Source organism: Pseudoxanthomonas sp. (assembly GCF_051953815.1).
Taxonomy (GTDB): domain Bacteria; phylum Pseudomonadota; class Gammaproteobacteria; order Xanthomonadales; family Xanthomonadaceae; genus Pseudoxanthomonas_A.
The window spans coordinates 88,377-111,141 of record NZ_JBQCIJ010000040.1; the positions used below are offsets into that span (position 1 = coordinate 88,377).

19 protein-coding genes are annotated in these 22,765 nt (G+C 65.3%); 11 read left to right on the forward strand and 8 right to left on the reverse strand.

What is annotated here, in order from left to right; all coding sequences use genetic code 11:
- The first annotated feature begins 48 nt into the window (after positions 1-48).
- Positions 49-1,146, forward strand: coding sequence for a glycosyltransferase family 4 protein (locus tag ACTHN1_RS12755; RefSeq protein ID WP_440471314.1), 1,098 nt, complete (start codon positions 49-51; stop codon positions 1,144-1,146).
- Between the two features lie 2 nt (positions 1,147-1,148).
- On the opposite strand, the gene ACTHN1_RS12760 is transcribed toward ACTHN1_RS12755, so the two are convergent.
- The 5 genes from ACTHN1_RS12760 to ACTHN1_RS12780 form a co-directional block, all read right to left on the reverse strand.
- Positions 1,149-3,110: a hypothetical protein gene (locus tag ACTHN1_RS12760; protein ID WP_440471315.1), complete on the reverse strand. Its 1,962-nt coding sequence runs from the start codon at positions 3,108-3,110 to the stop codon at positions 1,149-1,151.
- A 90-nt stretch (positions 3,111-3,200) separates the two neighbouring features.
- Complete coding sequence (locus tag ACTHN1_RS12765) at positions 3,201-3,563, reverse strand: pilin (RefSeq protein WP_440471316.1); 363 nt, start codon at positions 3,561-3,563, stop codon at positions 3,201-3,203.
- A gap of 792 nt (positions 3,564-4,355) precedes the next feature.
- Complete coding sequence (locus tag ACTHN1_RS12770; protein ID WP_440471317.1) at positions 4,356-4,793, reverse strand: pilin; 438 nt, start codon at positions 4,791-4,793, stop codon at positions 4,356-4,358.
- A 557-nt stretch (positions 4,794-5,350) separates the two neighbouring features.
- Positions 5,351-6,763, reverse strand: coding sequence for a sigma-54-dependent transcriptional regulator (locus tag ACTHN1_RS12775; RefSeq protein ID WP_440471318.1), 1,413 nt, complete (start codon positions 6,761-6,763; stop codon positions 5,351-5,353).
- Positions 6,764-6,926: 163 nt separating this feature from the next.
- Positions 6,927-8,543, reverse strand: coding sequence for a sensor histidine kinase (locus ACTHN1_RS12780; RefSeq protein ID WP_440471319.1), 1,617 nt, complete (start codon positions 8,541-8,543; stop codon positions 6,927-6,929).
- A 190-nt stretch (positions 8,544-8,733) separates the two neighbouring features.
- Here ACTHN1_RS12780 and sucC point away from each other — a divergent pair, with 190 nt between their 5' ends.
- The 4 genes from sucC (at position 8,734) to ACTHN1_RS12800 (ending at position 13,099) form a co-directional block, all read left to right on the forward strand.
- Entirely contained in the window at positions 8,734-9,900 is a 1,167-nt protein-coding gene (gene sucC, locus ACTHN1_RS12785; protein WP_141455713.1) for an ADP-forming succinate--CoA ligase subunit beta, read from the forward strand.
- 26 nt (positions 9,901-9,926) lie between these two features.
- A complete protein-coding gene (gene sucD / locus ACTHN1_RS12790; protein WP_440471320.1) occupies positions 9,927-10,799 on the forward strand; it encodes a succinate--CoA ligase subunit alpha in 873 nt (290 codons plus the stop codon).
- A gap of 265 nt (positions 10,800-11,064) precedes the next feature.
- Positions 11,065-11,439 carry an endonuclease domain-containing protein gene (locus ACTHN1_RS12795; RefSeq protein WP_440471321.1) on the forward strand — a complete coding sequence of 125 codons (375 nt, stop codon included), beginning with the start codon at positions 11,065-11,067 and terminating at the stop codon, positions 11,437-11,439.
- Between the two features lie 22 nt (positions 11,440-11,461).
- A complete protein-coding gene (locus ACTHN1_RS12800) occupies positions 11,462-13,099 on the forward strand; it encodes an NAD+ synthase (protein ID WP_440471322.1) in 1,638 nt (545 codons plus the stop codon).
- A 250-nt stretch (positions 13,100-13,349) separates the two neighbouring features.
- Here ACTHN1_RS12800 and ACTHN1_RS12805 read toward each other — a convergent pair whose 3' ends face one another.
- A complete protein-coding gene (locus ACTHN1_RS12805; protein WP_440471323.1) occupies positions 13,350-14,231 on the reverse strand; it encodes an outer membrane protein assembly factor BamD in 882 nt (293 codons plus the stop codon).
- A gap of 110 nt (positions 14,232-14,341) precedes the next feature.
- On the opposite strand from ACTHN1_RS12805, the gene rluD reads away from it, so the two are divergent.
- Genes rluD through ACTHN1_RS12825 form a run of 4 tightly spaced genes read left to right on the forward strand, consistent with a single transcriptional unit; the run spans position 14,342 to position 17,004 of the window.
- The gene (rluD, locus tag ACTHN1_RS12810) at positions 14,342-15,316 is read left to right on the forward strand and encodes a 23S rRNA pseudouridine(1911/1915/1917) synthase RluD (RefSeq protein WP_440471324.1); all 975 of its coding nucleotides are present in this window, start codon (positions 14,342-14,344) and stop codon (positions 15,314-15,316) included.
- Positions 15,313-16,065, forward strand: a complete 753-nt coding sequence (gene pgeF / locus ACTHN1_RS12815; protein ID WP_440471325.1) for a peptidoglycan editing factor PgeF — start codon at positions 15,313-15,315, stop codon at positions 16,063-16,065. The genes rluD and pgeF overlap by 4 nt, the downstream gene beginning before the upstream one ends.
- Positions 16,050-16,595, forward strand: coding sequence for a DUF4166 domain-containing protein (locus tag ACTHN1_RS12820; protein ID WP_440471326.1), 546 nt, complete (start codon positions 16,050-16,052; stop codon positions 16,593-16,595). Before pgeF ends, ACTHN1_RS12820 begins: the two co-directional genes overlap by 16 nt.
- Positions 16,585-17,004 (forward strand): thiol-disulfide oxidoreductase DCC family protein, encoded by a 420-nt coding sequence (locus ACTHN1_RS12825; RefSeq protein ID WP_440471327.1) that lies wholly within the window; start codon positions 16,585-16,587, stop codon positions 17,002-17,004. Before ACTHN1_RS12820 ends, ACTHN1_RS12825 begins: the two co-directional genes overlap by 11 nt.
- 288 nt (positions 17,005-17,292) lie before the next feature.
- On the opposite strand, the gene ACTHN1_RS12830 is transcribed toward ACTHN1_RS12825, so the two are convergent.
- Positions 17,293-19,716 carry a TonB-dependent receptor plug domain-containing protein gene (locus ACTHN1_RS12830; protein ID WP_440471328.1) on the reverse strand — a complete coding sequence of 808 codons (2,424 nt, stop codon included), beginning with the start codon at positions 19,714-19,716 and terminating at the stop codon, positions 17,293-17,295.
- Between the two features lie 313 nt (positions 19,717-20,029).
- On the opposite strand from ACTHN1_RS12830, the gene ACTHN1_RS12835 reads away from it, so the two are divergent.
- Both ACTHN1_RS12835 and ACTHN1_RS12840 read left to right on the forward strand, forming a co-directional pair.
- Positions 20,030-20,503 (forward strand): DUF3574 domain-containing protein, encoded by a 474-nt coding sequence (locus ACTHN1_RS12835; protein WP_440471329.1) that lies wholly within the window; start codon positions 20,030-20,032, stop codon positions 20,501-20,503.
- Between the two features lie 282 nt (positions 20,504-20,785).
- Complete coding sequence (locus ACTHN1_RS12840) at positions 20,786-22,363, forward strand: hypothetical protein (protein WP_440471330.1); 1,578 nt, start codon at positions 20,786-20,788, stop codon at positions 22,361-22,363.
- Positions 22,364-22,423: 60 nt separating this feature from the next.
- On the opposite strand, the gene ACTHN1_RS12845 is transcribed toward ACTHN1_RS12840, so the two are convergent.
- Positions 22,424-22,696, reverse strand: coding sequence for a GIY-YIG nuclease family protein (locus ACTHN1_RS12845; protein ID WP_440471331.1), 273 nt, complete (start codon positions 22,694-22,696; stop codon positions 22,424-22,426).
- Between the last annotated feature and the right edge of the window lie 69 nt (positions 22,697-22,765).

Sequence of the window (22,765 nt, forward strand, 5' to 3'; positions counted from 1 at the left end):
GCCTGACCAGTGCGTTAAGGAATCTTGGAGTTCGGAGAACAAAGCGGCATGCGGATTCTGGTGCTGACAAAACGGCAATATACGGGCAAGGATTTGCTTGCCGAGCGGTATGGGCGAATTTTCGAGATTCCGGCCGCACTTTCCCGTCGAGGGCATGACGTCCGGGGAATCGCGCTGAGCTATCGAAACCGTGGTCAGGAGGATTTCGCATGGCCGGATCTTCCAGGCATGCGCTGGCGTTCCGTAGATGCATGTCCTCAGGGGGTTCTCCGCTACGCGCGAGTACTGGATGATTGGACTGAGGATTGGCGGCCTGACGTGATCTGGGCAAGCTCGGACATGCCGCATGCTGTGCTCGCCGAGCGATGGGCGCGGACACGACAGGTACCCTTGGTCCTGGACTTGTATGACAACTACGAGAGTTTTGGGCTTTCGAAGTTTCCTGGATTGAAGGCGGCCTTCCGCCGTGCCTGTCGACGCGCTCAAGCTCTTACGGTGGTAAGCCATGCGTTGAACGGTTACATATCGTCCTCCTATGCGCTGAGCTGTCCAGTGACAGTGCTCCAAAACGGGGTCCGGCTGGATCTCTTTCAACCACGAGATAAACGCGCCAGCCGTGTCGCCATTGGGTTGCCGGTAGAAGCGCGCGTCATTGGGACGGTAGGGGCCATCTCAAGTAGACGGGGTATCGAGATGATGTTCGAGGCTTTTATGGAAATGGCCGATTCAGATCCGGAACTGTGGTTGGTCCATGCCGGGCCTGTGGACGCTGCCATTGCGAAGAGATATCGGCATCCACGCATTCGCGATCTTGGCGTGCAGCCGGCCGATCAGGTTCCACAGATACTGGCTAGTCTGGATGTAGCAATAATTTGCAACCGCGACTCTGATTTTGGCCGTTATTGCTTTCCGCTGAAGCTTCACGAGATTTTGGCGATGAAGATACCATTCGTAGCGGCAGCAGTTGGGGACGTGGTCGAAGTAATGAGTCCGTATCAGCAGCTTCTCTTCGCGCCCGGAGATGTGACGCAATTGAAAAGCCGCATCGCTATGCAATTGCGAGATCCATTGGTGCCAGGATTGAAGGCTCCGGGTTGGGATGATTGCGCCGATTCGCTGGAAAAAGTGTTGAAAGACGCGATGTGATTTTACTGGGAAGGAACGGCATGTGAGGGACTAGAAGCGCTACTTGCGTTCTTCGCACGACTTATCTCTTGCCTCAGCCATCTCAAATGACGTTGTTCTTCTTCGTTGTTTTCCTCGGAGCGGGCTAGTGCTTCCTGAAACGTTACTTCTGCGGCATCGATTTTGCCGACTGCCAGTTGCGCCTGGATGAGTGGAATGGCTACCGGCGTCTGCGCCTTCGAATGCCATGCGAGCTGGCCCTGGACCATCGCGTTGGTCCAGTCCTGGTCCCGCGCATAGAAGCTGGCTGCCTGGTATCGCAGGCGTGATTTTTCACGAGAAGCATCAGGTTGATACTTCGCGCGGTCCGCCAGTTTTGCAAGCGCGTCGCCGATCATCCCGTCGGTTACGGCGCCGCAGCCTTTCTCGCGGGTGGCTTCATAGATGGTATCGAAGGGCTGAACCTCGGCAAGCGTCAGTGGTAATGGTGTTTGGTTGACAAAGGCTTCCAGATCAAAGGGGCTGCCCTGATGTCGATATACACACCCCACAAACAATCGGAATGCGTATCCCATTGACCGATTGCGCGGTCTAGGAGAGGCAAGCAGATTCGAAAGGATTTGGTCTGCACGTTGCATGTCGCCATGATCCAACGCGATTCCGAGCAGATATGCGTTCGCCCTCAGCGAGTCAGGATGAGATTGGAGACTGGATTCAGCGATCAATGCATCACTGCGCCATACCCTGGCACGACCATGTGTCCCCGCTACAAGCAAAAGCAGCACACCAGACAGAAGAACAAGACCTAGACGACGACTGTTCAATCCTCGTTGCGCCAGCAGATCCCCAAAGAAGGACACTAGAGCGACGATTGCAAGCAGCAGTCCCATGGAAGGCAGATAGTTCCGGTGCTCAAAGTAGAGCTCCAACGCGATGACACCAGACTCGAGGCTGTGCGCCACAAGATAGAAGTACCAGCCAAAGAACACCGCGGGAAATCGTTTCCGCCAATGCCATGTCGCCAGGCTGATGCTGGCAAGTACGAGCAGAGCCCAGAACGTGCTGTGGGGGGAGAACAGGCTCGTCGACGCCATGAAGTCGTCGGTGTATACGCCCATTTGTGGCGGATTAGGAAGTAGGATCTTGCCTATGTAGTCGCAAAGGGCGCGTCCTTGGCTGAGCAGCCGTTCGCCAAGAGTGAACTCCCTTCCGACGTATCCTCCGACGATCCAGCCGGGCTTCAGAAGGAAACCGATCAGCGCGGCGATACATGGCAGTGCGATGTACCCATATAGAAAGATGCGGGCTACGCGTGGTCTATTTTGGCCATTCGAAGGTGTGAAGTAGGCGATCTCTAGGACGGCGCATAGCAAGGGGAGAAGAATGCCGTTCTCTTTCGCCAAAAAAGCCAGAAAGGTCATCAGCGGCAGGCCGATGAGGATGGTTGTGGTTGGAACGAAAGGGGATGAATTTTGTAGACGTTCTCTCGCCCAGAGGTATACCAACAAGCCCAGTAGAATGAGCAATGTGGATAGCTGTGCCATGCGCTGCACCACATACAGCACGGTGCTGGCGTGTAACGGGTGCAGGAGCCAGATGGCAGCAACGGTGGCGGCGGTGGCTTTTGCTCGGTGGCTCAAACGCGTGTCCAGCTTCAACAGACGCTGAAGGAACGCGAAAAGCACAATCCCGCAGAGGAGATGGATGAGCAGATTGCCCATCTTCATCGAGAACGGGGTATATCCACCCACCCACGCGTTGAACACGAATGTGGCCATCGATAGCGGGCGTCCGAGAATGCCGGCGCCGCGTTCAAACAGGACCGTCTGCAGGTCCAACTTGTTATCAAGCCAGACAGCGATGGCGTCCAGGTTCGAGGGGTCGTCCAGCAGATATGGGCCACGCAGACCGGTCCAGTAGATCAACACGGCGACCAGGCAGGCAGACAGGACGGAAAGCAGCGCTAGCTGCGGGCGGATGCTCAACAGAGAATACTCATAGGACAGGCACAAAAAAGGAAACCCCGGCAATGCCGGGGTTTCGCGTCAAACTCCTGCAGATGCCGCTCCACGATATCAGCGGCAGGCATCCGGGGTATTGCTGCTGGTCACGCCGGAACCCGAAGCAGAGCAACGCCAGTTGATGCGGCCACCAGTGGTATTCGGGGTCAACACGGCGCTGTAGCCCTGGAAGGAGCCAGTCAGTACGCCGCTGCCCGTGCAAACGCCGGAAGCCGTGCCGGAACACAGCGGCGCGCCGGAACCGTAGTTCTCACCGACCTTGATCTTCTCGCCGGCGACGGAGCCGATGGCGTTGGTGATCTTGGCCTTAATGGTGTAGTCGCGGTACAGCGGCAGCGCGATGGCGGCCAGGATGGCGATGATGGCGACCACGATCATCAGTTCGATGAGGGTGAAACCCTGCATGTTCTTCTTCATGAACTTCCCCTTTCAGGATTGGCTTGGATGGTTAAGGACACTCCAGCCCCCGTGTCCTTAAGCGTTGGACCGTGGGCGCCGTGCAAGACGACGCACGTGCTATTAGTCACGTGCAGGATGTGTGCCAACTGTAAGCGCCCCTCTCCCCGTCCCCTGTGGTTCGCGGGAAAGACCCCAGACACCTAAGTCGAGATAACTATGACATCAATCTCGTTGAAGCGGTATCGGGAAAAAGGGGGATCAACCGCGGGAATGATCACAATCTGACAATTTGGCTGTGCAGCAGCCGGCCTCCGGAAGGGAAGCCGGTCAGTGAAAATATACGACACAAAGTGACAATTTGCGTCACTTTCCGGGTCGGAACATTGACGCGAGGATGCCCGAGAATGGAGTGGCTAGGCAGGAGTGCGAGGAAATCCAGCCGGCCTGCCCGTCAAGCGGTCGTCGCTTCTTAGCTCGTGCTTGCTGGATGACCTACGGCGAATTCAGATAGAAGGAGCTATCGCTTTGGGGCTGCGCTCCAGCGACATGGGCCTGAATGTGTTACGCCTTGAGGGCCATTCTGATGGCTGGACGGCATCGCCCGTAGTCATGTCGCGGACGGTGGAGGCCAGGGAATGCCAACGGTGGTGACCGAGGGAGTGGGGGGGCATCGAAGCGGGTGCTATGTGCTGACGAGGCCCCTGCACAACAAACCCCGCTTTAGCGGGGTTTGTTGTGCAGGGGCGCTAGTTGAGAAACGTCACAGAGTTATGACGTTTCTCCATTGAGGCAATGGGATGGGGATACTCGTCAACCGCCGTTGCCACCACCACCATTACCGCCAACTGCGCCACAGCCGGCAGGGCGATACTTCTCTTCGATATCAGTTTCGCATTTCCATTCGCCGCTATCGCTGCGGACAAGATTGAGTGCTTTCGGTGCAAACTCGGCGGCACCGCCCTTGGTTGTGCACTTGATGCCCCCGGTCAGAGTGATTGCGGAGCAGTACGTACCCACTTTGATGTTGATGTAGCCAGGATTGTCCGCGTCCAGTGATGGTGTTTTTCCATTTGCCAAGGCTAGCTCATAGCCAGTCTTGCCGGGCGCGATTTCTGCCAACGCAGCAGTGGCTTGGGTTTTGATGGTGTAGTTCTGGTAGATGGGTACTGCGATGGCAGTCAGGATGGCAATGATGGCCACCGTGATCATCAGTTCGATCAGGGAAAAACCCTGCATGTTCTTCTTCATGTGTAACTTCCCCATGTTGCTTGGCTTGGTGAATGAAGGCGTATCCGTTGCCGATTCCGGGAGATGCCGGTGACGCGGCAAATGGGCGGAAGCCCTTCTGGAACCGCGAACGGAAGCCTGGTTGGGCGCCTTCATTCGCATCCACGGAATTGGAAGGTTCGGAATACGAACATCGAGCGCGGCGGGAAGATATCGACGGCGCCAAAGCCGTTGGCTGGGCGAAGTTCACACTCCTTTTCAGCGTGAGAAGGTTCGCGCTTCTGACGACAAGAATCGTCAAGCGAAGTGGGATGCTCGGTGCTTCAGGACGCTATGGCGATGTGAGTCGAGTGATGGGGCGAGTTTGTGGGTCTCTTCTTTCGACGTCTCCGCCTGGGTGTGAAGAGAGCGGAAGCGCAAATCCCCCTCGGTCCCCCTTTTTCAAAGGGGGAGGATCTTGATGTCAGTTGAGTAGGGGGCTTTTGAGATCGCGGATACGGGCGGTCGGCATGCCGGCGCCCGGAGTGCCTGCGATGCCCGTGGGAAGCGGCGGGACGGCAAACGCGGCCCGCAGGCCGCTACTCCATGCCGAGCTTCTTCAGCTTGTAGCGCAGGGCGCGGAAGGTGATGCCGAGCTGGGCGGCCGCGCGGGTCTTGTTCCAGCGGTTGTCTTCGAGCGCCTTCTGGATGGCCGCGCGTTCCAGCTGCTCGATGTAGTTGGGCAGCGGACCGCCCGAGGGATCGATGTCGACCGGAGGCGCGCCGGGAACGGCGCCGGGCGCGGCGGGCGCACCCGGACCTTCGGCAATGCCCGCGCGGGGCGTGGCGCTGGGCTGGGGCAGGTAGAGGTCGCCGATTTCGATGCTGTGGCCGTCGGCCATCGCCAGCGCGCGCTCCAGGATGTTTTCCAGTTCGCGGACGTTGCCGGGAAAGGGATAGCGGCGCAGTTCGGCCATGGCGTCGGGCGACACCGAGGGGGCGTTGCGTCCGTGGTGTTCGGCCAGACGGTCGAGGATGGCGCTGGTCAGCTGCGGGAGATCGCTGGCGCGTTCGCGCAGTGGCGGCACCCGCAGTTCGATGACGTTGATGCGGTAGTACAGGTCGTGGCGGAAACGGCCGTCGCTGGCCAGTTCGCCCAGATCCTTGTGGGTGGCCGAGAGGATGCGCACGTCCACCTGGGTTTCCTGGGAGGCGCCGACCGGGCGCACCGCCTTTTCCTGGATGGCGCGCAGCAGCTTGACCTGCATGGGCAGGGGCAGCTCGGCGACCTCGTCCAGGAACAGGGTGCCGCCATGGGCGGCCTGGAACAGGCCGGCCTTGTCGGCATGGGCGCCGGTGAAGCTGCCCTTCTTGTGGCCGAAGAACTCGCTTTCCATCAGCTCGGCGGGAATCGCGCCGCAATTGACCGGCACGAACGGGCCGCTCGCGCGGGCGCCCTGTTCGTGGATGGTGCGGGCGACCAGTTCCTTGCCCACGCCGGACTCGCCGCGGATGTAGACCGGCGCCTGGCTGCGGGCGACCTTGCCGATGGTGTCGCGCAGGGTGGCCATGGCCGGCGAGCTGCCCAGCAGCCGGCTGGCCTGCTCGGGCGGCGGTGCGGGCGCCGGCGCGCGCTCGGCGTTGTTGAGCTCCAGGGCGTGCTTGACCAGCCCGCGCAGCACGGTCAGGTCGACCGGCTTGCTGACAAAATCGAAGGCGCCGGCCTTGAGGGCTTCAACCGCCAGTTCGATGTTGCCGAAGGCGGTGATCATGGCGACCGGGGTGCGGGGGTAGTTGCGGGATATTTCGCCGACCAGTTCGATGCCGTTGCCGTCGGGCAGGCGCATGTCGGTGAAACACAGGTCGTAGCTGTTGCGCGACAGGAGTTCGCGGGCTTCGCCCAGGTTGGCCGCGGTATCGATGCGCAGGCCCATGCGGCCCAGCGTCAGTACCAGCAGTTCGCGGATGTCACGTTCGTCGTCGACGATCAGGGCGCTACGGTTTTCGCTCATGGATCCCCCTTCAGCCCCTGTCCGTTCAGTGTACCGGCTGAACAGGAGTGCCCGCTAGTGTGACACCGCTGATATGAAGCTCGTGCAGGGACCGGGGCGAGGGCCGAGCGGCATGTGATGGCGGACACCCTTGTGTCCGAGGATCACGTGGAAGCCGGCTCGTTCACGCCGGCAGCAGGGCATGCGGACCGGGCAGGGTGATGCGGAAGCAGCTTCCGCCGCCGGGAACCGGCACGTACTCCAGGGTGGCCTGGTTGGCCCGGCACAGCTCGCGGGCGATGTAGAGGCCCAGGCCGGTACCGTGCTCGGAGGTGGTGAAGAAGGGACGGAACAACTGGGCGGCGACCGCTTCGGGAATCCCGGGGCCGCGGTCCATGACGTCGATCATCGGGCGGTGATCGGCCTGGAACACCCGCACCCGGACCCGCGCCGACTCGCCGGGCAGGCGACCATAGTTCATCGCGTTCTGGACCAGGACCGTCACCACCTGCTGGAGGTGACGCAGGTCGACCAGCGCCGGCACCGGACGCGGGCCGATGACCGCTTCCAGGGTATCGGTCTCGATGGACAGCGATTGCTGGTACTCGTCGATGAAGCGGCGGACGAAGGTATTGAGATCCACATGCTCGGGATTGGCGCGCTCGCGCCGGGCCAGGCCGAGCACGCTTTCGACGATGCCGTTGGTGCGCTGGCACTGCTGGTGGATGATCTGCAGCAGGCGGCGATCGCCGTCGATGATGTGGCGCGATTCCTCCAGCAACTGCACCGCGTAGTTGATCGCGGCCAGGGGATTGCGGATCTCGTGGGCCAGGCTGGCGGAAAAGCGCCCCAGCGCGGCCAGGGTCAGCGATTCGGCGCGGCGCGAGACCACGGTGGCGTCGTCCAGGAAGATCAGCGAGGTCTCGCTGTCGGCCAACAGGCGCGCGAACCGCGGCTGCACCTCGGGCTGGTCGGGCGACAGCTGCATCGGCGTGTCGTCGGCCTGCCAGCCATTGCGCCAGCGCTGCAGCCGGCGGGCCAGTTCCGGCGCGGTGTGGGTGAGCAGGACGCCGACGCCGTCGCTGGCGCCCTCGCCGCCATCGCCCAGCAGCAGGCTCGCGGCCTCGTTGGCGAGCTTGATGTGGTTGTCCGCATCCACCACCAGCACGCCGGTGCGCATGCGGCGGATGATCAGTTCGTTGATTTCCACCAGGTTGGCGACCTCGGCGCCGCGCTGGTCGGCGAGGGCTTCGCTGCGGCGGGCGCGCTGGCCGGCCTGGTGGGCCAGGTAGCCCACCGCCAGGTAGCTGATGGCGAACATCACCACCTCGGCCGCGGAACGGTCGCTGCCGCCATCGTGGAGCAGGGTGAAGCCGTACTCGGCGAACTGCGCCGCCACGCTCAGGGCGACCATGCCCAGCGCCCAGCGTCGGGACGGCAGCAGCAGCGCCCCGGCGGCGACGTTGAACAGCAGCATCATCGCCACCCCTGCGGTGGTGGCGGGCAGCGCATGGGTGATGACGGCCGCGACGGTGATGTCCACCGCCAGCCCGATCACCACGGTCAGGGTCATCCAGCGGGGGCTGCGGACCAGCAGCAACAGGACCGAGGCGACCAGGTAGACGATGGTGACGACCAGGCCCAGGGTCGGGTGGCGCTGCGAGCCCAGCAGGTCGGACAGGGGGCTGAACACCAGGCCCGCCAGCACCGCCGCTTCCAGGGTGCGGTACAGGGCAAAGAAATACAGCTCGCGCCGAGGGGCGGATTCGATGCGTCCCAGGATCGAATGGCTTTGCGGCAAGCGCGGGCTCCCCCCTCGGCAGTGGCCACAGTATAGGCAGGGCCGGCCCCGCCGGCCGGTTTTGCGCCGTCCGGCCCGGTGGGCGACAATAGGGGGCTGGCTGGCGCCCTCTCCGGTGGCCCATGCACGTCCTGACGCGGTTTTCAGGGACGTCCGGCCTCGCTTACCTGTTCCCTACCCACGGTGACGCATGAATTTCCACGAATACCAGGCAAAACAACTGTTTGCCGAATATGGCATTGCAGTTCCGGCCGGGCGCGTCGCGCGCACGCCGGAAGAAGCGGTTGAAGCCGCGAAGTCCATCCCGGGCGACCTCTGGGTCGTGAAGGCCCAGATCCACGCCGGTGGCCGCGGCAAGGCTGGCGGCGTCAAGCTGGCCAAGACCCTGGACGAAGTGAAGCAGTACGCCGCCGCGATGCTGGGCACCCGTATGGCGACCTACCAGTCGGCCGGCGTGGCCCTGCCGATCGACGCGGTGCTGATCTCCGAAGGCACCGACATCGCCAAGGAACTGTACCTGTCGGTGCTGGTCGACCGCGCCACCAAGGCCGTCACCTTCATCACCTCCAGCGAAGGCGGCGTGGAGATCGAAAAGGTCGCCGCGGAAACCCCGGAACTGATCCACCAGCTGGACGTGAACTTCGTCCAGGGCCTGCAGCCGTACCAGTGCCGCGACATCGGCTTCAAGCTGGGCCTGAACGCCAAGCAGGTCAACCAGCTGACCAAGATCATGATGGGCCTGTACAAGCTGTTCAACGAGAAGGATCTGGCGCTGGTCGAACTGAACCCGCTGGCCATCCTCACCAACGGCGATCTGGCCGTGCTGGACGGCAAGGTCAACTCCGACGACAACGCCTCGTTCCGCCATCCGGACCTGGTCGCCATGCGCGACAAGGCGCAGGAAGACGAGACCGAAGTGCTGGCCTCCGAGCACGATCTGAACTACGTGACCATGGACGGCAACATCGGCTGCATGGTCAACGGCGCCGGCCTGGCGATGGCCACCATGGACGTCATCAAGCTCAATGGCGGCGAGCCGGCGAACTTCCTGGACGTCGGCGGCGGCGCCACCAAGGAGCGCGTGACCACCGCATTCAAGCTGATCCTGTCCAGCGACAAGGTCAAGGCGATTTTCGTCAACATCTTCGGCGGCATCGTCCGCTGCGACATGATTGCCGAAGGCATCATCGCCGCGGTCAAGGACGTGGGCGTCAAGGTGCCGGTGATCGTGCGCCTGGAAGGCACCAACGTGGAAGCCGGCAAGGCGCTGCTGCGCGATTCCGGTCTGGCCATCATCCCGGCCGACGACATCAACGACGGTGCCAAGAAGGCCGTCGCTGCGGTCAAGGCCGCCTGATCCCACGACGAGACTAGGAATAATTCATGAGCGTTTTGGTCAACAAGAACACCAAGGTCCTCGTCCAGGGCTTCACCGGCCAGCAGGGCACCTTCCACGCGACCCAGATGGTCGAGTACGGCACCCAGGTGGTCGGCGGCGTGACCCCCGGCAAGGGCGGCACCACCCACATCGACCTGCCGGTCTACAACACCATGCGTGACGCGGTGCAGGACACCGGCGCCGACGCCTCGGTCATCTACGTGCCGCCGCCGTTCGCGGCCGACGCGATCCTGGAAGCGGCCGATGCCGGCATCAAGGTGATCGTGGCGATCACCGAAGGCATTCCGGTGCTGGACATGCTGCGGGTCAAGAACACCCTGAAGGGCTATCCGGGCGTCACCCTGATCGGCCCGAACTGCCCGGGCATCATCACGCCGGGCGAGTGCAAGATCGGCATCATGCCGGGCCACATCCACAAGCCGGGCAAGATCGGCATCGTCTCGCGTTCGGGCACGCTGACCTATGAAGCGGTCAAGCAGACCACCGACGTGGGCCTGGGCCAGAGCACCTGCATCGGCATCGGCGGCGACCCGATCAACGGCCTGAACTTCGTCGAGGCGCTGACCCTGTTCAACAACGATCCGCAGACCGAAGGCATCATCATGGTCGGCGAAATCGGTGGTTCGGCCGAGGAAGAAGGCGCCGAGTACATCGCCAAGCACGTCAAGAAGCCGGTCGTCGGCTTCATCGCCGGCGCGTCGGCTCCGGCCGGCAAGCGCATGGGCCACGCGGGCGCCATCGCCTCCGGCGGCAAGGGCACGGCGGAAGGCAAGTTCGCGGCGATGGAAGCCGCGGGCGTCACCACCGTCCGTTCGCCGGGCGACCTGGGTGCCGCGATTGCCGCGCGCCTGAAGTAAGCAAGAACCCGTTCCGCTTCGGCGGGAGGAATGAAAAGCCGCCTTCGGGCGGCTTTTTGTTTGGCAGTGGGTTGGCCGGCTTCGGCAGGCCCCCCACCCCGGCCCTCCCCCGCAGGCGGGGGAGGGGGTATTTTTTGGGAAGCGCGCTATTTGTCCTGATTTATCGATTTACCAGCGGGCAGGGCTTTTTGCCCCGTCCCCCGCTTGCGGGGGAAGGCTGGGATGGGGGCAAGATGCCCACCCCAGACGAGCACAGGACGTGCGCATGCGAAAGGGACAGAAACGCGATCGGGCGCGCGAACTGCGCAAGGACATGACCCCGGTCGAGCGCCGCCTGTGGGGCATCCTGCAGCGGCGTCAGGTCGAAGGCTTCCGATTCCGGCGCCAGTGCTCCATTGGCCCATACATCGCCGTCTTCGCATGTCTGGAGGCCAACCTGCTACTCGTCGAAGTGGACGGCGGCCAGCATGTGGACGCCGTCGTGGATGTACGGCGGGATACCTTCCTGCGGCGTGAAGGCTTCCATGTGCTGCGCTTCTGGAATAATGAGGCGATGACGAACCTCGAGGGTGTTCGCGCGCTGATCGTCTCGCGGCTGGCGGACTCCCATCCCTGTCCCGCCTTTGCCGCGCGCCGGTGAAGGGCCGAACCCGAAGACCGACATGCCCCAGACCCTGCGCATCGCCCTGGCCCAGTTCGATTTCCCCGTCGGCGACGTTACCCGCAACGCCGAGCGCATCGCCGCGCTGATCGCCGAGGCGCGCGACGAATATGGCGCGGACGTGGTGTTGTTTCCGGAACTGGCGATCAGCGGCTATCCACCGGAGGATCTGCTGCTGAGGCCGCGATTCCTGGCCGACTGCGAGACCGCGCTGCGCCAGCTGGCCGCGACCACCCACGGCATCGTCGCGGTGGTCGGTTGGCCGGAGTCGGCGGGCAGCGTGGTCTACAACTCGGCCAGCGTGCTGCGCGACGGCCGCCTGGAAGCGACCTACCGCAAGCGCGAACTGCCGAACTACGCGGTGTTCGACGAACGTCGCTACTTCGACGTGGACCCGAACGGCGAGGCCTGCGTGTTCGAGGTCAAGGGCGTGCCGGTGGGGCTGATCATCTGCGAGGACCTGTGGTTTCCCGAGCCGCTGGCCGCCACCGCGCGCGCCGGCGCCCAGCTGGCGCTGGTGCCGAATGCCTCGCCGTACGACCGCGACAAGCACGCGCAGCGCGATGCCCTGCTGGCCGAACGTACCCGTGACACCGGCCTCGCCCTGGCGTATCTGAACGTGGTGGGCGGGCAGGACGCGCTGGTGTTCGATGGCGCGTCCGTGGTCGCCGACGGCGATGGCACCGTGCATCCGGCGGCGGCGGCCTTCACCGATCAATGGCTGGTGGTGGATTACGACCCGGAAGGCCGCCGCTTCAGCCCGGTGCAATGGATGGATGACGGCGACGAGAGCCGCGATGCGCTGGCCTGGCGCGCGATCGTGCGCGGACTGCGCGATTACTGCGGCAAGAACGGTTTCCAGAAGGTCTGGCTGGGCCTGTCCGGCGGCATCGATTCGGCGCTGGTGCTGGCGCTGGCGGTGGATGCGCTGGGCGCGGAGAACGTCACCGCCGTGCGGCTGCCTTCCCGCTATACCGCCGGGCTGTCCAACGATCTGGCGGCCGAGCAGTGCGAGGCGCTGGGCGTACGGCTGGAGACGATTCCGATTGAAGCGCCCTTCAAGGGATTCCTGGATACGCTGGGACCGTTGTTCGCCGATCTTCCGCCCGATACCACCGAGGAAAACCTGCAGTCGCGCAGCCGCGGCGTGATCATGATGGCGCTGAGCAACAAGTTCGGCGGCCTGTTGCTGACCACCGGCAACAAGAGCGAGTACGCGGTGGGTTACGCGACCATCTACGGCGACATGTGCGGCGGCTATGCGCCGATCAAGGATCTGTACAAGACCGAAGTGTTCGCGCTCGCGCGCTGGCGCAATACGGTCGGCGGGGCGCCGGTGATTCCGCCGGCGGTCATCAGCCGTCCGCCGTCGGCCGAACTGCGCGAGAACCAGACCGATCAGGATTCACTGCCGCCGTACGACGTGCTGGACGCGATTCTGTTCCGCTACGTCGATCTGGAGCAGTCGCGCGACGAAATCGTCGCCGCCGGGTTCGATGCCGCCACGGTGGACCGGATGCTGCGCCTGGTCCGGATCAACGAATGGAAGCGCCACCAGGCCGCGCCGGGACCGAAGATTTCACGCCGCGCGTTCGGTCGTGAACGGCGGTATCCGATCACCAACAAGTACGGGAATTGAGCGCTTTGGAAGCTCCCGGTCGGGCGGGGGATGGAGTCTCCAGCTTCGGAGACTTTCCGCAGGCCGAGGCGGGCGGGCTTCGATTGCCCCCTGCACGCGAGAGAGGGAGCGTGCTTCTGCTCCATCCTCCAAGCGGGGGACTGCTTTTGCTCCTTCCCCCGCTTGCGGGGGAAGGCTGGGGGCGCTAAACACCTCCAACAAAAAAGGGCCTCGCGGCCCTTTTTCGTCAATGCATCCAGCGGAAAGCGCGTCAGTCCTTCTTGTGGAGCGAGGCGCCGCTGGCCGGCGACTTCTCGCCCGCGAACGGATTGAGCTTGCGGATCGCCCACGGGTACTTGGGCCAGTCGCCGGTCAGCCAGGGGTGCTTCGGATCGTTCAACTGCAGGACCCGGCGGGCGTCGTCGGCGAGGGTCTTGTTGCCCAGATGGGTGTAGGCCTCGCCCAGCACGGCGACCGCGTCGTTCTGGTATTCGCTCTGCGGATAGGTCTCCAGCAGGTAGCGGGCGCGGGTGGCGGCGGAAATCCACGCGTCGCGGCGCAGGTAGTACAGCGCGGTGTCCATTTCATGGCGCGCGAACTGGTTGCGCAGGTAGACCATGCGCTGGCGGGCGTCGGCGGCGTAGCGGCTGTTGGGGTAGCGCTCGGCGACGATGCTGAAATCGTTGTAGCCCTGCATCGGCGTGGACAGGTCGCGGCGGCTGGAGTCGAGCTTCCAGACCCGCTGCAGGAACACTGCGTCGCGGGTCGAGTTGGACAGGCCGCGCAGGTAGTACATGTACGGCACGTTGCGGTGGGTCGGGTAGGTGCGCAGGAACTTGTCGATCGAGGACACCGCGTCGTCCAGCTTGCCGGCCTTGTACTGGGCGTAGGCCGATTCCATCAGCGCCTGCTCGGTGTACGGGCCATACGGGTACTGGGCGACCAGCGCGCGGAAGTTGGTCTGGGCACGCTCCCAGTTGCCGTTCTTCATGGCCTGGTGGCCGGTTTCGAACATCTGCTCGACCGGCTGGGCTTCCACGGGGCCCTTCTTGCGCTTGAACATGCCGCAGCCGGTGCCGGTGGCGACGATGACGAGCAACAGCAGGCCGATGCGGGCGACGGCGGTGAAACGGGTGGAAGCACGCTGGGTCATGGGCTGGCGGCGAGGCCGCGGCAGGGAAACAGGCTGTCGATGATAGCCTAGGCGGTGCCCAAGCCATGAACAATCGGCGAACATCCCCGGTTTCCGCCGCCCCACCCCCGATGACCGACACCCTTCCTGCCGACGCCCCGCGCACCGCGCGCGTGCCCGAATCCGCCGCCGGCCGCCGTTTCGACGCCGTGCTGGCCGAGCTTTTCCCCGAATTCTCCCGCTCCCGCCTGGCCGAGTGGATCAAGTCCGGCGATGCCCGCCTGGACGGGCAGGCGGTCAAGCCGCGCGACCCGGTCCGCGGCGGCGAGCTGGCCAGCCTGGCCGTGGTGCTGGAAACCCAGACCCATGCCGAGCCCGAAGACATCCCGCTGGACGTCCTGTACGAAGACGAGCACGTGTTCGTGCTGGACAAGCCGGCCGGGCTGGTCGTCCATCCCGGTGCCGGCAACCCGACCGGCACCCTGGTCAACGCGTTGCTGTTCCGGGATCCCTCGCTGAACACGCTGCCGCGCGCCGGCATCGTCCACCGGCTGGACAAGGACACCTCCGGCGTCATGGTGGTCGCGCGCAACCTGCCGGCCCAGACCGCGCTGGTGGAGCAGTTGTCCTCGCGCGAGGTGCACCGCCAGTACCTGGCGGTGGTGGTCGGAGCGATGGTCTCGGGCGGCACCGCCAATGCCCCCATCGACCGCCATCCCCGCGACCGCCTGAAGATGGCGGTGCGCGACGACGGCCGCGACGCGGTGACGCATTACCGCCTGCGCGAACGCTTCCGTGCCCATACCGCACTGGAGTGCCGGCTGGAAACCGGGCGTACCCACCAGATCCGCGTGCACATGGCGCATATCCGCTACCCCATCGTCGGCGATCCGCTGTACGGCGGCCCGCTGAAGCTGCCGAAGGGCGCCAGCGAGGAGCTGGTGGCGGCGTTGCGCGGATTCCGCCGCCAGGCCCTGCACGCCGAGACGCTGGAGTTCCGCCACCCGATTACGGGCGAGCCCGTCCGGGTCTCGGCGCCGGTGCCGGCGGACATGCTGGCGCTGATGGCCGCGCTCCGCGCCGATGCCGAGACGCATCGCGGATGAGCGCCATTCTTGCGGCGGACTGGGCGGCGCCGGTCGGCGTGCACGCGTTCACCACGCTGCGCCACGGTGCGGGTCGTTCGCAGGCGCCGTTCGACAGCTTCAACCTGGGCACCCGCTACGGCCAGTACCGTGACGACCCGGCGGTGGTCGAGGCCAACCGGGCCGAGCTGATCGAGCGCTTCGGCCTGCCGTCGCCGCCGCGCTGGCTGCATCAGGTCCATGGGACCGGGGTCGTGCGGTTTTCACGGGACGCGACGCAGGACGAGCCTGACGGCGACGCCGCCGTCACCGCCGAACCGGGCGTGGTCCTGGCCATCCTCACCGCCGACTGCCTGCCGGTGGTGTTCGCCAGCGACGATGGCCGGGTGATCGGCGCGGCCCACGCCGGCTGGCGTGGCCTGGCCGGCGGCGTGCTGGAAAGGACGGTGGAAGCCATGCAGGTGGATCCGGGCCGGTTGCTGGCCTGGCTCGGACCGTCTGCCGGGCCGCAGGCCTATGAAATCGGCGCCGAAGTCCGCGATGCGTTCGTGGGCGGCGACGCACGCGCGGCCCCGGCATTCGTGGCGACCCGGCCGGATCACTGGCGGGTGGATCTCTATGCGTTGGCGCGTTTGCGCCTGGCCGATGCCGGCGTGCTTCGGGTGCGGGGCGGCGGGCTGTGCACGATTACCGATGCGCAACGGTTTTATTCGCATCGTCGCGATGCGCAGACCGGGCGGATGGCGACGTTGATATGGATGGATCGCTGAGCGGCGGATTCACGCCGCTGTTCGCGCGCCTGCTGGGCCGCGATTTCGAATCATTGCCGACGGCGGTGCGATGCCTGCATCTGCGCACCGGTCCGGCGCGGTATCAGGGAGAAGTGACGGTGCGGCGCGGCGAAGGCTGGCTGTCGCGCCTGTGCGCCGCGGCGACCCGCTTGCCGCCCGCGGGGCGGGGACCCATCACGGTCGACATCGACATCCAGCCGGAGGGCGAGCGCTGGATCCGGCACGTGCATGGACACGCGATGCCCTCCCGGCTCTGGCGGCAGGACGGCCTGCTGTGCGAACGGCTGGGGCTGGTGAGGTTCGGATTCCGGTTGGGCGTCCGCGACGAAGGCATCGAGTGGACGGTCGAGCGCGTGCATGCGCTGGGGATTCCGCTGCCGGCGCGCTGGTTCGGTGGCGTGCGGGCGCGGGAATCGGCGCGGGACGGGCGCTACGCCTTCGACGTGCAGGCCGCGCTGCCCGGCATCGGCCTGCTGGTGCATTACCGGGGATCGCTGGATGTCGAATGACGCGGGCGTTGCCGCCGGCGGGGCGATCATCGTGTTCGACGGCACCTGCGTGCTCTGCAATGGCTGGGTGGATTTCCTGCTCCGGCATGATCGGCGTGGCCGCTATCGCTTTGCCGCGATGCAGGGAACCGCGGGACGCGCGCTGCTGGCCCGGCACGGGCTGGATCCCGATGACCCGGCTTCGTTCCTGCTGCTGGAGGATGCGCGGGCGTGGACCGACACGGATGCGATTGGCCGCGTCCTGGGCGGGTTGGGCGGTGTCTGGAAGCTCGCGCGCCTGATGGCGCTGGTGCCACGACCTCTGCGTGATGCGCTGTACCGATGGCTGGCGCGCAACCGCTATCGCTGGTTCGGCACCACCGCGTGCCGGGTTCCCGATGCAGCCGAGCGCGCGCGCTTTCTGGATTGATGGTTGCCGGCTGGTCGCCATTCCAGTGCAAGCTGGAAACCATCGAAAATCGGAGTGACAGCGGGCGTCGATGGCGGGCGTGAAAAAGACGGGCCCGGCGTTCGTCGGGACGACGGAAATCCATCGCCGGGCGAAGAGGAACAAGGTCTGATCGGACGGGCGCCCCGCCCATGACTCTGGCCAGCCAGCGTTCGTCGGGGGCGTGCGGTTGCCGCGCGGTCCCGTTCCGCGGCGCCCGCCCGATCAGTGCGGTGAAGCCTCCCGCGCACGGCGCGGGAGGCCGGTACCTCAGAAGCTGTAGCGCACGCGCGTGTAGTAGTACGCGCCGTTGCTGCCGATCGGGGACAACACGTCGTAGGGCAGGTTGCCGAAGTAGTAGATGTCCTGGTTCGACAGATCCGGATACTCGTCGGTCAGGTTCAGCCCGCCCAGCGCCACGCTCCATTTCGGGCTGAAGCGGTATTCGACTTCCGCATCCAGCTGCCACTTGGCCGAGTAGGTCTGTTCCGGTTCGAAACCGCCGCCGAAGTTGAAGATGCGCTTGGCGCTGCCGTGGCGGGTCGCACGGCCCAGCAGCGACCACCTGTCGTTGCTCCAGTTGGCGCTGAGCACGCTGCGGGTGCGCGGCGCAGCGTCGGTGAGGGTGTTGCTCTCCTCGATGCCGAACAGGACGTAGGACGGGTCGATTGCCAGCAGTTCCGCCGGGGTGGCGGTGATGCGCTTGATTTCGGTCTTGGCGTAGCTCCATGTGCCGGTCAGCAGCAACTGTCCGCCGCCCAGTCCCTGCCGCCAGTTGGCGACCAGTTCGCCACCCTCGGTGCGGGTGTCGGCGGCGTTGATGAAGAAGTTGACGCTCTGCACGCCGGGCACGCCGAAGTTGTCCTGCACGAACTCGGTGAGGGCATCGCCGCTGATGCGTTCGGTCAGCGCCACGCGGTCATCGATGTCGATGCGGAACACGTCGAACGACAGGTCGAAATGCTCGCCGATGCGGCTGGTGAAACCCAGGCTCAGATTGACCGACTTTTCCGGCTGCAGGTCGCGGGCGCCGAGCGCGCGCGCGATCGGGTTGTTGACCGACAGCAGGCGGCCCTGCAGCAGCTGGCCGGAGGCGTCGTAGCCGGTGGAGGTGGATTCGAAACCGATCTGGCTCAGCGACGGGGCGCGGAAATTGTTCGACACCGAACCGCGCAGGGCGAAGGCCGGGACGAATTCGTAGCGCGCGGCGATCTTGCCGGTCAGCTCGCCGCCAAAGTCGTCGTAGTGTTCATAGCGCGCCGACACGTCGGTGAAGAACTTCTCGCCGAACTGGCTGCTCAGGCTGGCGTAAACGCTGCCCACCTCGCGACTCAGATCCGCGGTGTCCTGCGGGGTCAGGCCGCCACCGGCCTGCGAGCCGGTCGGGCGGTCGGTGTAGGGACCGGCGGCGTAGGACGCCGGATCGCCGGCGCCGGTCTCGTAGTCCTCGCGCCGGAATTCGACGCCCGCGGCAAACGTGTGCGCGCCGAACACGCGGCTGACGTCGAAGTTGAACAGCGCCTGCCGGAACTCGTAGTCACCGGTGCGGAAGCGGGTCGGACTGGTCGGGCCGAGCGAGGCGTTGAGCGAGTTCTTAAGGCGGTAGGTGAATGCGTTGCGGCCATGGTTCAGGCTGGCGTCGTAATCCCATTCGCCCCACTGGCCGCGCAGGCCGGCGACCACGGCGGTGTCGCGGTTCTCGCCCAGCGACAGCGGGCGGTAGCCGTTCGGATACACCTCTTTCCAGTTGGCCACGCCATCGGGATAGCGGAAGTAGTTGGCGCCCTGGGTGTCGCTCTGGTGGAACGTGCCGAAGGCGTAGAGCTCGGCGCTGTCGCCCACCGGCAGTTCGGCGTTGAACCACCCGTTGATGTCCTTGGACTCGCCGTCTCCCAGCCAGTAGTTGCGCTTGCCGGCCAGGGCCAGGTTGTCGGGGGTCTGCTCCTCGAAGAACGGGATCTGATCGAAGCCGGCGCGGTTGGTGCCGTTGCGCTGCTTGTACTCCAGGCCCACCCGCAGAAAGCCGCCTTCGCTGCCCAGCGCGGTGCCGATCTGGCCGCTGAAGAATCCGGCCTGGCCGTCGGTGACGGTGCGGCGGATCGGTTCGACGTCGGTGTGGTGCGCGCCATAACTCAGTTCCAGCGCGCCGCCCTCGGGGGCGTCGTTGAGGATCACGTTGATCACACCGGCCACCGCGTCGGAGCCGTATTGCGCACCGGCGCCGTCGCGCAGCACCTCGATGCGCTTGATCGCGCTGACCGGGATGGCGTTGAAATCGACCGGCGTATTGCCCTTGCCGATCTTGCTGTCGGTGTTGACCAGCGCGCTGGTGTGGCGGCGCTTGCCGTTGACCAGCACCAGCACCTGGTTGGGGCTGAGCCCGCGCAGCTGCGCGGCGCGCACGTGATCGGCACCGCCGGAGTTGGACTGGCGCGGGAAGTTGAAGGAAGGCAGCAGCGCCTGCAGGGCGCTGCCGAGTTCGCCGTTGAGCACGCCGGCCTTGCGGATGTCTTCGGCGGTCAGCACGTCGACCGGGGCGGTGGATTCCAGCACCGTGCGATCCCGGGCGCGGGTGCCGGTGACGATGACGGTGTCCAGATCGGTGGTGCCGGCGCCGGCGTCCTGGGCGAAGGCGGGAGCAGAGAGGGCGAGTGCGATGGCGACGCCGAGCGGCGCCACGAGGGGGCGGGACATGGAAACTCCTGAAGCGATACGGGAAATCGGGTGGGGGAATCGCGCCCGGCGCGGCATCGTGCCGGCGGCGCGGGTCGACGGCGGCGGGCCGTCAACAGGAACAGCGGAAGGGCTGGCGGTGCATGGGGAGGCCTGTGGGGGAGGCGGGACAGTCTAGATCTAACTATCCATCCGGATAAAGCGATATATTAACGCCCCGGCCGGGACCTGGCCGCGTTGCGGTCATGGCCGCTGCCCATCTGCTCATGCCGACGGGTTATTTCGACGCGCGGGTTTCCCGGCCGACAGTACCGTTCCCCCACGGAGTCGTTCCATGCGCCTGCGCGTCACGTTGTTGTTGTCCCTGGTCCTGGCGCTTGGCGCCTGCGCCACCACCCCCACAGGTACCGCGCCCTCCGCCGCGTCCCAACCGGTCACCGCGACCTTCGAGGGCGATGCCACCCGCCCGGCCCAGGCCCATGGCTGGGTCCGCAGCGAGCTGTACTTCGGCGTGGGCACGGAAGGCGATGCCGCCAGCAACATCAGCGAGGCGCAATGGCGCGCGTTCCTGGACAAGGAAGTGACCCCGCGTTTCCCGGACGGCCTGACCGTGTTCGACGCCTACGGCCAGTGGCTGTTCCGCGGCAAGGACGGTCCGGAGCGGCTGAATTCGAAAGTGCTGGTGATCCTGCACGAGGACAGCCCGCAGCGCCGCGCCGACATCGAGGCGATCCGGCTGGCGTGGAAGCAGGCGACGCGCCATCAGTCCGTGTTGTGGTCGCGCCAGCCCGCGGAAGTTTCGTTCTGAGGGCATCGCTGGTCCTTTCCTCGTAGGAGCGACGTAAGTCGCGACCCGGGATGACGGGACATCCACGCGGCCATGCGCCCGAACATTCCGCGTTGGTTTGTTCCAGGATGGTGGTGCGCTTTTTCTTTCTTGCTCCAAGAAGATCTGCCGGCGGAACCGATGCTTGCGATATATCGAAATCCTTGTCGCGAATCACGTCGCTCCTACAGGGGCGGACCGCGCGGGCGACACCTCGGCAACCGGTTCTGACACTATGACTTCCTCTTCCGGCCCCTTTTTCCCATGACCGCTCACACCCGCCCGCGCTGGTTCGTTCCCGGCGATCTCAATGGCTTCTTCGGCCTGGTGGTGGACAACCTGTCCATCCTCGGTTTCATTTCGGCCGCGCTGATCGGCATCTTCCAGTTTCCCGCCGAGGTCGTGTTCACCCGGATGTTCCCGGGCACCGCGCTGGGCGTGCTGGTGGGCAACCTCATCTACACCTGGATGGCGCACCGGCTGGCCGCGCGCACCGGGCGCGACGACGTCACCGCGATGCCGCTGGGCCTGGACGCGCCGACCAGCATCGGCATGGCGCTGCTGGTGCTGGGACCGTCGTTCGTGGCGTTCAAGCAGCAGGGACTGGATCCGCAGGCCGCCGCCATCGCGACCTGGCAACTGGGCATGGCCTCGCTGGTGGTGATGGGCGTGCTGAAGCTGGTGCTGTCGTTCTGCGGCGACGCCATCACCCGCGCGGTGCCGCGCGCGGCGCTGCTGGGATCCATCGGTGGCGCGGCGTTGACCCTGCTGGGCTTCCTGCCGCTGATCGAGACCCTGCGCTCGCCGGTGGTGGGCTTCGTCACCTTCGGTTTGCTGCTGTACGTGCTGATCGCCAAGGGCAAGCTGCCGGTGAAGATTCCGGGCGTGCTGCTGGCCTTCATCGTCGGCACCGCGCTGTATTACGGACTGGGTCTGTCCGGACTGGGCACGCCGGGCTTCAAGCTGCCCGACGCGGTGCCGTTGAGCTTCACCCTGCCGCTGCCGACGCTGGGTTTCCTCGAAGGCCTGCCGCATACCGTGCCCTACCTGCCGTTGCTGCTGCCGTTCGGCCTGCTGATGGTGGTGGGCGGCATCAACGTCAGCGAAAGCGCGCGCGCGGCCGGCGACGACTACCGCACCCGCGACGTCCTGCTGGCCGAGGCGATCTCCACGCTGGTGGCCGGCTTCTGCGGCGGCGTGGCGCAGACCACGCCGTACATCGGCCAGCCGGCCTACAAGCACATGGGCGCGCGGCTGGGCTACACGCTGCTGACCGGGTTGTTCATTGGCCTGGGCGGCATCCTCGGCTACGTGTCGGGACTGGTGCAGTGGCTGCCGATCGCGGTGCTGGCGCCGATCATCGTCTACGTCGGCCTGGACATCACCGTGCAGGCTTTCCATGAAAGTCCGCGCCCGCACGCGCCGGCGGTGGCGCTGGCGTTCCTGCCGTCGATCGCCTACCTGCTGGTGATCAAGGTCGGCAATCCCGCCTGGATCGCACCGGACAATTTCGCCGCGCTCTACAACGGCGTGGACGGGCACGGGCTGCCGGACCTGGCCGCGATCGTGACCCTGGGCAACGGCTTCATCATCACCGCGATGATCTGGTCCACCGCGCTGGTGGCGATGATCGACCAGCGTTTCCGCCGCGCCGCGGTGGTCCTGCTGATCGGTGCGGTGCTGACCCTGTTCGGCTTCATCCATTCGGTGGATCCGCGCGGCAGCATCTACCTGCCCTGGGACGTGCAGGGCTTGCCGAAGGCGATTCTGTGGCAGTTCTTCGGCGCCTATGTCGCGCTGGCGACATTGCTGGGACTGCTGTCGCTGCAGAAGCGCCAATAGCGTCGGCGTCGATCCGAAGGCGGCCGGCTGCGAGGTGCCGGATACGATCCAGGCAAGGGGTCAGGCGCCGCCGGCCGACGCCAGCAGCCAGGCCAGCTTGCGCGCCTTGGGTAGCCGCTTGATCTCCCACTCCGCGCGCGAGGCGCTGGCGCGGTCGGGATAGGCGCGGCTGCCCAGGAGCCGTTCCGGCGGGTGGGAACGGGTGTAGCGGGCGCCCTTGCCGGCCAGATGAGCCTGGAAGCGGGCCTCCAGATCCGTGGTGATGCCGGCGTAAAAGCTGCCGTCCCGGCACAGCAGCAGGTACAGGTGCCAGCAGGGGGACGGATCGGCCATGGCGGGATTATGGCCGCTGAACTTCCGTCTCAACAGACCTTGAAACAGCCCCCGCCAACCGCATCTGGG

Excerpts from the sequence above, each read along its gene's own strand:
- ACTHN1_RS12755 (WP_440471314.1), top strand. The coding sequence starts at position 49 with ATGCGGATTCTGGTGCTGACAAAACGGCAATATACGGGCAAGGATTTG.
- ACTHN1_RS12765 (WP_440471316.1), bottom strand. The coding sequence starts at position 3,563 with ATGAAGAAGAACATGCAGGGTTTCACCCTCATCGAACTGATGATCGTG.
- ACTHN1_RS12770 (WP_440471317.1), bottom strand. The coding sequence starts at position 4,793 with ATGAAGAAGAACATGCAGGGTTTTTCCCTGATCGAACTGATGATCACG.
- ACTHN1_RS12775 (WP_440471318.1), bottom strand. The coding sequence starts at position 6,763 with ATGAGCGAAAACCGTAGCGCCCTGATCGTCGACGACGAACGTGACATC.
- sucC (WP_141455713.1), top strand. The coding sequence starts at position 8,734 with ATGAATTTCCACGAATACCAGGCAAAACAACTGTTTGCCGAATATGGC.
- sucD (WP_440471320.1), top strand. The coding sequence starts at position 9,927 with ATGAGCGTTTTGGTCAACAAGAACACCAAGGTCCTCGTCCAGGGCTTC.
- ACTHN1_RS12795 (WP_440471321.1), top strand. The coding sequence starts at position 11,065 with ATGCGAAAGGGACAGAAACGCGATCGGGCGCGCGAACTGCGCAAGGAC.
- ACTHN1_RS12800 (WP_440471322.1), top strand. The coding sequence starts at position 11,462 with ATGCCCCAGACCCTGCGCATCGCCCTGGCCCAGTTCGATTTCCCCGTC.
- ACTHN1_RS12805 (WP_440471323.1), bottom strand. The coding sequence starts at position 14,231 with ATGACCCAGCGTGCTTCCACCCGTTTCACCGCCGTCGCCCGCATCGGC.
- rluD (WP_440471324.1), top strand. The coding sequence starts at position 14,342 with ATGACCGACACCCTTCCTGCCGACGCCCCGCGCACCGCGCGCGTGCCC.
- pgeF (WP_440471325.1), top strand. The coding sequence starts at position 15,313 with ATGAGCGCCATTCTTGCGGCGGACTGGGCGGCGCCGGTCGGCGTGCAC.
- ACTHN1_RS12820 (WP_440471326.1), top strand. The coding sequence starts at position 16,050 with ATGGATGGATCGCTGAGCGGCGGATTCACGCCGCTGTTCGCGCGCCTG.
- ACTHN1_RS12825 (WP_440471327.1), top strand. The coding sequence starts at position 16,585 with ATGTCGAATGACGCGGGCGTTGCCGCCGGCGGGGCGATCATCGTGTTC.
- ACTHN1_RS12830 (WP_440471328.1), bottom strand. The coding sequence starts at position 19,716 with ATGTCCCGCCCCCTCGTGGCGCCGCTCGGCGTCGCCATCGCACTCGCC.
- ACTHN1_RS12835 (WP_440471329.1), top strand. The coding sequence starts at position 20,030 with ATGCGCCTGCGCGTCACGTTGTTGTTGTCCCTGGTCCTGGCGCTTGGC.
- ACTHN1_RS12840 (WP_440471330.1), top strand. The coding sequence starts at position 20,786 with ATGACCGCTCACACCCGCCCGCGCTGGTTCGTTCCCGGCGATCTCAAT.
- ACTHN1_RS12845 (WP_440471331.1), bottom strand. The coding sequence starts at position 22,696 with ATGGCCGATCCGTCCCCCTGCTGGCACCTGTACCTGCTGCTGTGCCGG.